Origin of the sequence: Parabacteroides vesiculifaciens (genome assembly GCF_049860805.1) — a bacterium.
In the GTDB taxonomy this organism is placed as follows: Bacteria; Bacteroidota; Bacteroidia; order Bacteroidales; family Tannerellaceae; genus Parabacteroides.
Genome location: NZ_CP187555.1, coordinates 2,152,525 through 2,165,088 on the forward strand (window position 1 = coordinate 2,152,525; position 12,564 = coordinate 2,165,088).

A 12,564-nucleotide genomic window follows, 5' to 3' on the forward strand; every position below is an offset into this window, starting at 1 on the left:
ACAGTATGAAAGCCATTATTTCTTATATCATCAAATTCCTGATAGGAGGAGAAAAAGCCGGTGCGATAAGCAGCCTTGTAGGTTACACATCGGACCCGAACAAATTCTCCCGCTATCGCGTAGTCATCATCCCCTCCCCTTTCTTTCGGGATGAAGTTTACGGGACAGCCGGATCCATGCCCAAACTGCCGTTGGAAGAGATAGAAGGCGTACCCTTGCTTTTCGGTTCTTCCAAAGTAGAATGGCTGGGCGATACCTGGGTGGTGCATGCCGATATCATCGCCAGCGCCTATTTCCTGTTGACACGATATGAAGAAATACGGAAACGAAACGTGCGGGACATTCACGGCCGCTTTCCCGGAAAAGAGTCCCTGCCCTGCAAAGCAGGATTCATCCACCGTCCGGTTGTCGACGAATACGGAAGATTGCTGCGCCGATGGTTACGCCAAGCACGTGTACAGTCGGCCGTCGAACCGATCCCGCGCATACAAAAAGTATGGCTGACACACGATGTGGATGCCCCTTTCTATTGCCGGACCTTCCGCAACCTGATACGGGAAACGGTCAGAGGCATGGGACTGATGCAAGCCTGGAAAATGTTCAGCGGCCCGTTACAGGAAGATCCGTTCTACACATTCCCCTGGCTGCTGGAACAACGAAACGAATTAAAGGCGGCTATAGGAAAAGACCGTTGTGAATCCCTGTTCTTTCTCAAGTCGGGCGGATCATCCGCCTACGACAAGCCCTTTTACAAGCTGCATTCAAGAGATTTACAAGAACTATTGCTCCTTTGTAAAACCGAAAATGCACGGATCGGACTCCATTCCAGTTACGATGCAGGTAAAACCCCGGCACTCATCTCCACGGAGAAAGAACTGCTGGAGAAACAAACCGGCAAACCGGTTCTCTATAACCGCCATCATTACCTGACCTCACGCGAACCGGAAGATATGGCGTGGCTGGAAAAGGCAGGGATAACAGACGATTTCACGATGGGCTATCCGGACGTTGCCGGTTTCCGCCTCGGCACTTCCCGACCGGTACACTGGATTAACCCGGAGAACAAACGCATCTCGTCGCTCGTCCTCCATCCGCTGACGATCATGGAGTGCAGCCTCAACGAACCGGTTTATATGAACCTCGGCTACGAGGAAGCGCTGGCCTACTCGATGCAACTGGCCAAACAGGTGGCGCGTGCCAACGGCGAACTGGTGTTGCTCTGGCATAACGACTCCATCACTACCCGGATCAAGCCGAATGTATCTGTCGACTGGCAGCGAAAACTATTCGCCGCCATCATTGAAGAATTGATAAAAGCATGAAAATACTAATATTATGTGATATGTTTCCACCAGCATTCGGACCGCGAATGGGCTATTTATGCAAATACATGAAGCGGGCCGGATGGGAACCTGTCGTCGTCACTGAGCAGATCGATGACAACACCTTCTCTTTCCTGAAGGGAGAAACGCCTGTCACATATGTAAATTTCTTTCGTTTCAAAGGGAAAATCCCGCAAAAGTTAGAGTGGATATGCATATTCATACTCGATTTCTTTTTCCATTATAAAGATAAGAAGATGGCAAAAGCCGCCTCCCGCTTGCTCGAAGAAGGAGGCTATACCGGCATCCTGTGCAGTTCGTACCGGGCTTTCCCCCTGCCGGCCGCCCGGTATGTAGCAGAGAAACACCACCTGCCGTTAGTAATCGACCTGCGGGATATTATCGAACAATATGCTTCCAACGAATATATCGCCCATAACTTCCGCACCTTCCCCTGGCTGGATAGGAAGATCACGGCGGCATTCCGTCATAAACTGTTACGGGACAGGAACAATGCCCTAAGAAAAGCTGATCAGGTCACGACCATCTCCCCCTGGCACGCAGAAAAGCTCAAAGCATATAATTCCCATACGGAGCTGGTCTACAACGGTTACGATCCGGAGCTCTTTTATCCCGAACAACACCGTACCTCCCAATTCGTCATCACCTATACCGGACGCTTGATCAGCCTGGCGACACGTGACCCCCGGCTGCTTTTCGAAGCCGTCAGCCGGTTGGACCGTGAAAAACGTATCGCCCCGGAGCGGTTTCGCATCCAATGGTATGTCGACGCCGAGTCAAAAGCGCTCATCATGCAAGCGGCAGCCGCTTACCCGGTTGCCCGGTATATGGATTTTTTCGGTTATGTTCCCGCCTCCGATATTCCCGGCGTGTTGAACCGCAGTTCCATCCTGCTGCAATTAGCCAACACTTTCGCATCCGACGGACCCAAAGGATTTATGACTACCAAGCTATTCGAATCGATGGCTGTCGAAAAGCCCTTACTCTGCGTAAAGAGCGACGAAAGTTGCCTCGAAGCCACCATCCGGGAAACCCGTTCCGGCCTGGCAGCCCGCACGGCAGAAGAGGCCTATCGCTTTATCCTGCACCATTACCAGTTCTGGCAGGGGAACGGGTACACGCATGTTGATACGGATAAGGAAGCGGTGGAACGTTTCTCCCGTAGAAAACAAGCTGAACAATTTATGCGTATCTTTAGCCGGTTAAACAGCAAATGACAGACATGGAAAGATACCTGAACATCATAGCTTTCAATATTCCCTGGCCCGCCAACTACGGTGGGGTCATCGATGTGTATTATAAGATGAAGGCTCTGCACCAGTGCGGCGTAAAGATCATCCTGCACTGTTTCGAATACGAACGCGAGCATTCGCCCGAACTGGAAGCCATCTGCGAAAAGGTATATTACTACAAGCGGCATACGGGATTGCGTACCAACCTGACCCTGCTGCCTTACAACGTGTACAGCCGCAAACATCCGGAACTGATCGCCAATCTGCTGAAAAACGATTATCCGATCCTGTTCGAAGGACTCCATTGCTGCTACTACATAAACGATCCGCGACTGAAAAACCGGAAAAAAATTTACCGGGAAGCGAATATCGAACATGACTACTATTTCCACCTGTCACAGGCGGAGAGCCATCCTATCCGGAAATGTTTCTTTCGGATAGAAGCCTGGCGTTTCAAACACTATCAGAAGGTATTGGAACATGCAGACCTGATTATCGCCGTGTCGACAACCGACGCCGATTACCTCCGACGCCAATTCCCCGGCAAGCCGGTCGAATTTATGCCATGCTTCCACACCAACGACCGGATTACGGTAAAGCCGGGTTCCTCCGGTTTCATCCTCTATCATGGTAAATTGTCCGTGATCGAGAATACGCAGGCCGCCCTTTTCCTGATCCGGAACGTGTTCGGCCAACTGGATTGCCGCTGCATCATCGCGGGCATGAACCCGCCCGTCTCTTTATCGAAAGCGGCGGCTCCGTACCCGAATATCCGTATCGAAGCCAACCCGTCAGAAGAACGGATGAACCAATTGATACACGACGCCCAGATACACGTCCTGATCACATTCCAGGCGACCGGGTTGAAACTGAAGCTGCTGAACAGCCTCTTCGCCGGACGCCATACGGTGGTCAACCGACTGATGGTGGCAGGCAGCGGACTTGACCAGCTTTGCCATATCGCCGACACGCCGGACGAAATGATCCGCATCTGCCGGGAATTGATGCAGGCCGATATGGACCCGGAGCTGATCGGGAAACGTCGCAACAGCCTTTATCCGACTTATTCAAACCAACATCAAGGCGAACGCCTAAACAACATCATTTATGGAAAAAGATAAATTATACGAATTCCTGACGAATTTCGAGAAACAATTATTTGAATACGATTTTGACAAACTGCCGATCAGCGACTATAACAAACAATATATAGCCAACTTGAAATCGGCATCCAGCTATTATATCAAGATATACAATCACGCCCGGATCGTTGGGGAAAAGATCAAACCTTTGAAAAAAGAAGAACTTATCGTGGTTGACTATGGAGGTGGATGTGGCTTTTTCAGTATCTTTTTGAAAATGTTCGGTATCCACAAAGTCATTTACATTGACCGGAACCCAAACTCAGTCAAGACAGTAGAGGAATTGAGCAAAACGTACGGAATCGGACCGGATGCCATTATATGTGGCGATTCGCCAGAGCTAGTCTCCTGGTGCCGAACGAATAAAGTCAAGCCGCATCTCATCATCGGACTTGATGTGATCGAACATATTTATAACCTCCGCCACTTCTTTGCAGACATATCTTCACTCAATCAAAATCTGGGTTTGGTTTTCACGACCGGTTCCAACCCTATGAATTTCTGGAAATGCAGAAAACTCAGGAAAGAAATGGATGCATACGAAAAAGGGAATGCCTGCACCCCTAACTATTACACAAAAAGACTGGAGTTCATCAAACAGATCCATCCGGAGATGGAGGAAAGCGAAGCCCATAAATATGCGTCCCTTACCCGTGGAATGAACTATGCAGACATCCGGTATTTCATCCAATCCCACAACTGGGAGGGAACAGGAGCCGCCACATTGACCGGCTACAAGGACAAACATAACACCTGTGACCCGGAAAACGGTAATTATATGGAACGCATCCTCCCCCTTAAGGAATATTGTTACCACATGTCGGATGAAGAAGATGGCATATTACGCATACACTGTGGATTATATAACACTTCCACAAAGAACAAACTAAAGAAATGGCTTGCTAAAATAGCCAATTACATTATTTTCAACACCGGAACTTGGGGAGTCCGCATATCCCCGTTCCTCATCATTGCTTCAGTCCGCAACAGAACGGAAAAGTAGTTGCACATACTCCTTTTCCCAATCGGCGGGTTTCAGGACCACACCGTTCCAGAGGAGCAGGTCTATATCGATCGGAATCCGCCCCTTCTGTTTGCTGTCCGGCGTGCGGCCCAATTGTTTTTCCATGTTTTTCAAAGCCTGCCTCACCTCCTCAGGCGAAGCATCCGTACCGGCAACAGCCACCTGGTTCAGGAATAAGCCTGAACCAGGCAAACCTACCGGCTCCGTATAGACCGCCTCGGAAAACCGGATCGAGCTGAAATAGGTGCGCAGCAGACCGGCTGCCGACTTCAGATTCGCCTCGCAGTCCGAATTAGATCCCAAACATAATATAACCTTGTTTCGCATAGTCATATCTTAAAGCCTTTGCCGCAGCAAAACTAACAAAAAATACCTACAATACGGTATTGACCATATTACCATTTCATGCTACCTTTGCGCAAGATTAAAAAAAGATGAGACTATCAGAACTTCGCACAGGCGAAAAAGGGGTTATAGTAAAGGTAATGGGACGCGGAGCCTTCCGCAAACGCATTATCGAAATGGGATTTATCAGAGGGAAAGAGGTCGATGTGATCCAAAACGCGCCGCTTAAAGACCCTATACACTATCGTGTAATGGGTTACGACGTTTCACTGAGACGAAACGACGCGCAAATGATAGAAGTTGTCAGTGCGGCCGAATTTGCAGAAGCCAACGCCGGGCAACCGGAGAACCGCCCGGTAGACTCCTATATCCAACCTTCAGGCAAGAGCTTGCAGGCGATGGCCATGCACAAAGGCAAAACCATCAACGTCGCGTTGGTCGGGAATCCCAATTGCGGTAAAACATCTTTATTCAATTTCGCATCCGGCGCACACGAACATGTCGGTAACTACAGCGGTGTGACTGTCGACGCCAAAGCCGGCACATTCCATCAGAACGGTTATACCTTCAAGATCGTGGACCTACCGGGAACCTATTCGTTATCGGCCTACACCCCTGAAGAACTCTACGTCCGCAAGCATCTCAATGAAGAACAGCCGGACGTCGTGATCAACGTGGTCGACGCATCCAACCTGGAACGCAACCTCTACCTGACCTGCCAGTTGATCGACATGGACGTACGTATGGTTATCGCCCTCAATATGTACGACGAACTGGAACGGCACGGCAACAAGTTCGACCACAACTCGCTCTCGAGGATGATCGGTACGCCGATTGTCCCGACCATCAGCAAAACCGGTTTCGGTATCGAAGACCTTTTCAACCGCGTCATAAAAGTGTACGAAGAGGAAGATCCCGTGCTCCGCCATATCCATATCAACTATGGCGAAGTATTGGAAAAAGCCATTTATCCGGTAAGGCACGCTTTGAAGCTGAACGGGAACGTGCCTAAAAGCCTTTCAAAACGCTACTTCGCCATCAAATTGCTCGAAGGCGATCCGGAAGTAGAGTCGTTCGTAAAGTCGATGCCCGGCTCCGAAGCGGTTATCCAGGAACGCGACCGCAATGCCGCCCAAATCGAAACGCTCCTGCAAGAGGATTGCGAGACAGCCTTCACCAACGCCCGCTACGGTTTCATCTCCGGTGCACTGCGTGAAACGTATGAGCAAAACAAAATAAAAGAAGCGACGAGCACGCAGATCATCGATCTGTTCGTAACCCATAAAGTGCTGGGCTTCCCGATCTTTATCCTCTTCATGTGGCTTATGTTCGAAGCGACCTTCCGGCTGGGAGAATATCCGATGGAATGGATCGAGTCATTCGTAGGCTGGATCGGAGAGTTCGTGCGTATCAACATGAGCGAAGGCCCGCTGAAAGACCTGCTGGTCGACGGTATCATCGGAGGCGTGGGAGGCGTTATCGTGTTCCTGCCCAATATCTTGATACTGTATGCCTTTATCTCCTTTATGGAAGATTCCGGCTATATGGCACGCGCCGCTTTCATCATGGATAAGATCATGCACAAGATGGGGCTGCACGGAAAATCGTTCATTCCGCTTGTGATGGGATTCGGTTGCAACGTGCCCGCCATCATGGCGTCACGCACGATCGAAAGCCGCAACAGCCGGATGATCACCATGCTGGTCAACCCGTTGATGAGTTGCAGCGCCCGCCTTCCGGTATATGTCCTGCTGACAGGCGCTTTCTTCCCGCAGACGGCCGGAACAGTCATGCTGATCCTCTATGCTTCGGGCATCCTGCTTGCCGTCCTGATGGCGCGTCTGTTCAAACGTTTCCTTTTCAACGACGAAGATGTGCCTTTCGTGATGGAGCTTCCCCCCTACCGTATGCCGACCGGAAAGTCGATCACGATCCACATGTGGGAAAAGGCCAAGCAATATCTGCACAAGATGGGAGGTGTCATCCTGGTCGCTTCCATCATCATCTGGTTCTTAGGCTATTTCCCCCGCCACTCGGAAAAGGGGGATGTCTTTGACAAACAGATCGCCGAAGTGGAACAGTCCGATACGAACCCGGAAGATAAAGCCGAAGCCATCGCCGAACTGGAACGCCTGAAATCGATGGAACACCAGCAGGAATCTTATATCGGCCGTATCGGACAAGCGATACAACCGGCACTCCATCCCCTGGGTTTCGACTGGAAGATGAGTGTCAGCCTGCTGACCGGCATGGCCGCCAAAGAAGTCGTCGTCAGTACGTTGAGCGTCTTATACACGGGAGAGTCCGACGACAGCCAGGTCCTGACCGAACGGCTGAAACAGGATAAGAATGCAGAGGGAGAACCGGTCTTCACGCCCTTGATAGCACTGAGTTTCATGCTCTTTGTCCTGATCTATTTCCCCTGTATCGCAACGATCTCGGCTATCGTCCACGAATCCGGTTCCTGGAAGTGGGGTCTATTCGTGATCATTTATACCTGCGTACTCGCCTGGATCGTCTCGTGCGTGGTCTACCAAACGGGACATTTCTTTATAAATCTATTTAGTTAACAACATCGCTTATGTGGCAGGAAGTAATAGTCATCATCATCGGCCTTATCGTCATCTTCTACATAGGAAGAAAAATATATAATTTCCTGATGCATCCTCCTAAGGCAAACGACCCTTGCCAAGGATGCACGGGGTGCGCGCTAAAGGATATCAAAAAGAAAGACGGGGTTCACACAGTGCAAAAGATGTGAATACGGTTTATTTAAAAGAGAACTCGATATTTAAACAAATCATTAGATCCGACATAACAATTTAACAAAAAAAACAAAGATGCATATTAAAACTGTTCGAATCATAGAAAGACTATCCCATGCGATAGAGTTCATCAAGGACATCATATTATTTCCGCTTTTTTAAATAGCCATGAAAAAATGCGGGAACAATATCATATTCGGTCCTGCCCCTACCATTGTCACAGGAAACCCCAGGACAGATGTCATAAGCAAACACATCATTGCCTCGCAAGACAAACTTCTTGAGAATGATAAAAAAGCATGTTTAAAAGATGATATTCGGATAGGTGCCAATGTTGCAATACATTTAAAACCGGCAATGTAAAAGGCATAAACAAGGAGCTGAGTAGTTACCGTAATATCGAAAAAATAAAAAATAAAATATATTAAAGCAATATCAACATGAGATTTATATAGAGTAATTTTATATCTTTACAAAACAATAATTAGAGGTTCAATATGACTAAAAATATAAATTCCAGTTGGATTTGTTTCATCCTTGTTTTTTGTTTTATGAGCTGTTCTTCAGAAGACATAGAGGAAGAAATTTTAACCTATGCATTTAAATCAGAATCTCTATTTATCAAATCTTCATTAGACATACCAAGAAGAAGCGAAGGAGACATTATACAAATCAGAGAAGATCTCCTTTTATTAGTTTACACAAAATTTCATGGAAATTATTATGATCATAGCCCGGCTACATTAGTCAAACGCATTTCGACTGACAGAGGAAAAAGTTGGTCTGATGAAGTTGAATTTATAAACCGGGAAAATAGTTTAAATGTCATGTCGGCTTCTCTGCTGAAGTTAAACAACAATACAATAGCCTTGTTTTACCTTATAAAAAACAGCAATACTGATTGTTATCCTGTTGTCAGGTTTTCCAATGATAACGCTGAGACCTGGTCAGAACCAATCGCATGTATTAAGCCCCAAAGCGGATATTTCGTAATGAATAATAGCCGGGCAATTCAATTATCTACAGGAAGAATTATAATCCCTGTCTCCAAACATTCTTTTAAAAATGGAGAATTTCAAGGAGACGGTACAATCTATTGTTACTATTCCGATGATTTAGGCAAAACCTGGAAGCAAGGTAAGCCTGTTCCTTCTACCCAAAGCCAATTGATTTTTCAAGAGCCAGGAATCATTGAATTACTTAATGGGAATATATTGATGTATATCAGAACAAACGGGGGATGGCAATATTATTCGTACTCAAAAGATGAAGGGCATTCTTGGAGTAAAGTTACAGCCAGTACTCTCCAATCGCCACTGTCTCCTGCTTCAATTGCCAGAAACCCATACAATGATGCTCTAATCGCTGTTTGGAATATGAGCAGCCAAGAGCGGATGCCTCTATGTTTTGCAGCTTCCATAGATGAAGGTCAGACATGGAAAAACAAATCTATATTGGAAAATAAAAAAGGATATTCGGCTTGTTATCCTGCTATTGAGTTTTTATCAGCAAATGAATTACTTATCTTATATAGCATAGCCGAAAAAGAAAAAATGGGATTGGGCAGCTTAAAATTAGTGTATACGAAATATTAAGCAGATATGTCAAAAAATAAGATACACAATTCTATTTAAATTATCGTAGCATGAAAATTGTATATTGTATTTCCGATCATTCACGAGCCGGAGGAACTGAACGAACGCTCTCTATTCAAGCAAATCACTTTGCAGAACATGGACATGAAGTACATGTTGTGACAACTGAAATTCCTCAACGAGAAAAGCCGGCCTTTGAATTCTCAGACAAAATTAATTTCCATAATCTCAATATATGTTATGAGGAAGTTGACAACTCCATGTCTCCAGTGAAAATATGGAATCGAATACGGAAAGGAAGGAAACACAAACGTAAGTTAAATGAGCTCTTACATGTATTGCGACCTGATTTTACAATCTCCTTATTTGATCATGAACTCTCTTTTCTTCACTCGCTAAAGGATGGAAGCCTAAAAATCTTGCAATATCATTTTTCTCACTATTCGCGTGCTATTGAACTCAAATATAATGGAGCTCCCACATATAAAAAATGGTTTGCTTTAACGAAAGAATGGCGTAAACAATCCTTTATCAACCATTATGATGCGTTTGTAGTATTAACAAAAGAAGACGCGAAAAATTGGAAAAATATCCGAAACCTATATGTAATCACCAATGCAATCTCTTTTGTACCCGAAAAAAGTTCCACCAACCTGAACAAACAAGTAATCAGCGTAGGACGACTGACAGTACTAAAGGGATATGATATGCTGTTGGATGCCTGGAATCAAGTGGTTCAAAAGCATCCGGACTGGCAACTTGTCATCTATGGGGAAGGAGAAGACTATGCCAAATTACGATCAATTATCCAGCAATATGCAATTGACGATTCCGTACATATTTTTCCACCAACACGCGATATTGCTGACAAATATTTGAATGCCTCCATATATGTAATGAGTTCCCGCTCCGAAGGCTTTCCTATGGTTCTTCCGGAAGCAATGGCATGCGGTTTGCCATGTATAAGCTTCGCAACCCCTTGTGGTCCTTCAGAAATCATATCGCAGGGAGAAGACGGCTTTATTGTACCGGTTGGCGATATTCAAGCCTTATCCGAAAAGTTGTCTCTTCTTATGGATGACGAGTCTCTACGTTGTCGGATGGGAGAAAAAGCCCGATTGAACATCATGCGCTATTCTGTTAAACATGTCATGGGACAATGGGAGAATTTATTTGATAAATTATTGAAATCCAATTCATAATAAGTAATTATAAGTATGAAATGTATTTTATTTGTTGATTGTGAGAAAGAAGAAGTACAAACCTTTTCAGAAGCCATCTCATCTGTTTTGGGAGAAAATTGTACAATCAAAGTTGCACGCAGTGATTATGGACAAAAAAATAAACTTATCAATATATTGCGCTATATCAAATACTTTATAGCCCCCTTAATGTTCTTTTTAAGTAAGGAAAAATGCGATCTGTTATTGGGATGGCAACAATTTTATGCCTTGAACATGGCTTTCTATTGCCGACTGTTTAAAGTCAAGAAACACACTAAAATCGTTGCACTGAATTTCACTTACAAAAGAAAGAAAGGATTCTTAGGTTCCATTTACTATAAATACATGAAATTCTGCGTAGACAACATCTATTTGGATTTTATGCATGTGCCAAGCTATAACTATGTTGAAAGCTGTAGTGAAGAGCTTGGGATTGATAAAAGTAAATTCATCGTAAGAGGTTTTGGAGTTCCCGACTTATTTGATCACTGGAAACAATCAAAGGTTAATTGTTCCGATTACAGTCTGACCATTGGACGCTCAAACAGGGATTTTGATTTTCTGCTGTCAGTTTGGGATACACCCCAACTAGAAAAACACAGATTAATCATCATTAGCGATACCTATATGCCCAAAAGGGAATTACCAAAAAATGTTATCTTAAGAAACGATATCACAGGAGATCAACAATTTCCTTGGATTGCCAATGCTGATTTGGTCATAATCCCGATTAACGATGGGACTATATGCTCCGGAGACACCGTCTTACTTAATAGCATGATGTTGAAAAAGACCACTATTGTTACAACGCCAAGCACACTGCAAGAAATGTATATAAAAGATGGATATAACGGTGTTGCAATCGCAAAAGATATTGATTTATTTGCACAACAGATATCTGAGTTTCTATCAGATGATAGGAAACGAAATGAAATAGGCGAAAATGCAAGAAAAATGTATTTGGAAAATTTCTCTCGACACGCAATGGGAAGACAGATAGCTGAGTTTTTAAAGAAACACTTAGATATTTGTAAGCATTCAGCAAACCGCGTATTATAGGCCAATATAGTTCTTCATACCTTTGTGCGCAAATTATAAAACGTGAAAGATATGAAGAACTTAACTTTAGATGAATTCAAAAAGATTCATGAGGATTGGAAATCTACTGGCCTTTCCATTCGCGACTATTGTGGTAATACAGGTTTTGAAGAAAGTAAATTCTACTATTGGCGTAAAAAGCTTACAGAGTCATTGTTACCGCAAAGCAATGGATTTGTACCGGTACAGATGAACCGTCAAAATGGAAAAATCACTATGGGCACCACCATCATTCCAGAAGTGAAGATGGAGAACAATGCCGCTTGTGAAATAGTATACCAAAATGGTGTGACCCTTCGAGTGAATAGCGACATGCCGCTTGAGATGCTCCGCTCCTTAATCCTTTTATGCCAGTAGTCTATGTTTAATCTAAATGACTCAAACCGATTCTTCCTATACCCATATCCCACGGATATGCGCAAAAGTTTCTATTCACTAAGTGGTATCGTAACCAATCACATGGGTATGGACGTTCAGGATGGAGAAGCTTACATCTTCATCAATAAATCATTAACCGGTTTAAAGATCCTTCATGCTGAATATGGGGGCTTGGTTATCTATAATATGAAACTTGAGAGAGGAGCCTTTAAACTTCCCGAAATAGACTCGGATGATACAGCTACCTCAAGAAATATAAAGTGGTCTGACTTGATGATGATTGTGCAAGGAATATCAACTTCAGATGTTAAGCGATGCAGCCGTTGGAACCCTAAGAAATAGTAGTGTTTATTGTGACTTTTTGGCATCACAAAGCATGTGAAAATGCCTGATTTTCGTATCTTTACACCATAAATAAA

The 12,564-nt window shown here is 44.9% G+C and carries 11 protein-coding genes; 10 read left to right on the top strand and 1 reads right to left on the bottom strand.

The features are described 5' to 3' along the window. The first annotated feature begins 5 nt into the window (after positions 1–5). The 4 genes from ACPYIV_RS08760 to ACPYIV_RS08775 are packed head-to-tail and all read left to right on the top strand — an operon-like array spanning position 6 to position 4,720. A complete protein-coding gene (locus ACPYIV_RS08760) occupies positions 6–1,322 on the top strand; it encodes a polysaccharide deacetylase family protein (RefSeq protein WP_425886362.1) in 1,317 nt (438 codons plus the stop codon). Next, the gene (locus ACPYIV_RS08765; protein WP_425886363.1) at positions 1,319–2,560 is read left to right on the top strand and encodes a glycosyltransferase; all 1,242 of its coding nucleotides are present in this window, start codon (positions 1,319–1,321) and stop codon (positions 2,558–2,560) included. The genes ACPYIV_RS08760 and ACPYIV_RS08765 overlap by 4 nt, the downstream gene beginning before the upstream one ends. 5 nt (positions 2,561–2,565) lie before the next feature. Further along, positions 2,566–3,696: a glycosyltransferase family 1 protein gene (locus tag ACPYIV_RS08770; RefSeq protein WP_425886364.1), complete on the top strand. Its 1,131-nt coding sequence runs from the start codon at positions 2,566–2,568 to the stop codon at positions 3,694–3,696. After that, positions 3,683–4,720 carry a class I SAM-dependent methyltransferase gene (locus ACPYIV_RS08775; protein ID WP_293739570.1) on the top strand — a complete coding sequence of 346 codons (1,038 nt, stop codon included), beginning with the start codon at positions 3,683–3,685 and terminating at the stop codon, positions 4,718–4,720. The genes ACPYIV_RS08770 and ACPYIV_RS08775 overlap by 14 nt, the downstream gene beginning before the upstream one ends. Here the strand turns inward: ACPYIV_RS08775 and ACPYIV_RS08780 are convergent. After that, positions 4,694–5,074: a 2-amino-4-hydroxy-6-hydroxymethyldihydropteridine diphosphokinase gene (locus ACPYIV_RS08780; RefSeq protein WP_293739569.1), complete on the bottom strand. Its 381-nt coding sequence runs from the start codon at positions 5,072–5,074 to the stop codon at positions 4,694–4,696. The two genes, ACPYIV_RS08775 and ACPYIV_RS08780, sit on opposite strands and share 27 nt — an antisense overlap. Positions 5,075–5,175: 101 nt before the next feature. Between ACPYIV_RS08780 and feoB the strand changes: the two genes are divergently transcribed. The 6 genes from feoB (at position 5,176) to tnpB (ending at position 12,487) form a co-directional block, all read left to right on the top strand. Beyond that, positions 5,176–7,656 carry a ferrous iron transport protein B gene (gene feoB, locus ACPYIV_RS08785; RefSeq protein WP_300761813.1) on the top strand — a complete coding sequence of 827 codons (2,481 nt, stop codon included), beginning with the start codon at positions 5,176–5,178 and terminating at the stop codon, positions 7,654–7,656. A gap of 692 nt (positions 7,657–8,348) precedes the next feature. After that, a complete protein-coding gene (locus ACPYIV_RS08790) occupies positions 8,349–9,446 on the top strand; it encodes a sialidase family protein (RefSeq protein ID WP_300761811.1) in 1,098 nt (365 codons plus the stop codon). 50 nt (positions 9,447–9,496) lie between these two features. Continuing rightward, positions 9,497–10,648, top strand: a complete 1,152-nt coding sequence (locus tag ACPYIV_RS08795; protein ID WP_300761810.1) for a glycosyltransferase family 4 protein — start codon at positions 9,497–9,499, stop codon at positions 10,646–10,648. 15 nt (positions 10,649–10,663) lie between these two features. Next, complete coding sequence (locus ACPYIV_RS08800) at positions 10,664–11,728, top strand: glycosyltransferase (protein WP_425886365.1); 1,065 nt, start codon at positions 10,664–10,666, stop codon at positions 11,726–11,728. Positions 11,729–11,779: 51 nt separating this feature from the next. Continuing rightward, a complete protein-coding gene (gene tnpA, locus ACPYIV_RS08805; protein WP_301424079.1) occupies positions 11,780–12,124 on the top strand; it encodes an IS66 family insertion sequence element accessory protein TnpA in 345 nt (114 codons plus the stop codon). Between the two features lie 57 nt (positions 12,125–12,181). Next, positions 12,182–12,487, top strand: a complete 306-nt coding sequence (tnpB, locus tag ACPYIV_RS08810; protein WP_425886366.1) for an IS66 family insertion sequence element accessory protein TnpB — start codon at positions 12,182–12,184, stop codon at positions 12,485–12,487. The last annotated feature ends 77 nt before the right edge of the window (positions 12,488–12,564 follow it).

Coding starts and splice junctions, on each gene's coding strand:
- ACPYIV_RS08775 (WP_293739570.1), top strand. CDS start 3,683: ATGGAAAAAGATAAATTATACGAATTCCTGACGAATTTCGAGAAACAA.
- ACPYIV_RS08780 (WP_293739569.1), bottom strand. CDS start 5,074: ATGACTATGCGAAACAAGGTTATATTATGTTTGGGATCTAATTCGGAC.
- tnpA (WP_301424079.1), top strand. CDS start 11,780: ATGAAGAACTTAACTTTAGATGAATTCAAAAAGATTCATGAGGATTGG.
- ACPYIV_RS08760 (WP_425886362.1), top strand. CDS start 6: ATGAAAGCCATTATTTCTTATATCATCAAATTCCTGATAGGAGGAGAA.
- ACPYIV_RS08795 (WP_300761810.1), top strand. CDS start 9,497: ATGAAAATTGTATATTGTATTTCCGATCATTCACGAGCCGGAGGAACT.
- ACPYIV_RS08800 (WP_425886365.1), top strand. CDS start 10,664: ATGAAATGTATTTTATTTGTTGATTGTGAGAAAGAAGAAGTACAAACC.
- ACPYIV_RS08770 (WP_425886364.1), top strand. CDS start 2,566: ATGGAAAGATACCTGAACATCATAGCTTTCAATATTCCCTGGCCCGCC.
- tnpB (WP_425886366.1), top strand. CDS start 12,182: ATGCGCAAAAGTTTCTATTCACTAAGTGGTATCGTAACCAATCACATG.
- feoB (WP_300761813.1), top strand. CDS start 5,176: ATGAGACTATCAGAACTTCGCACAGGCGAAAAAGGGGTTATAGTAAAG.
- ACPYIV_RS08790 (WP_300761811.1), top strand. CDS start 8,349: ATGACTAAAAATATAAATTCCAGTTGGATTTGTTTCATCCTTGTTTTT.
- ACPYIV_RS08765 (WP_425886363.1), top strand. CDS start 1,319: ATGAAAATACTAATATTATGTGATATGTTTCCACCAGCATTCGGACCG.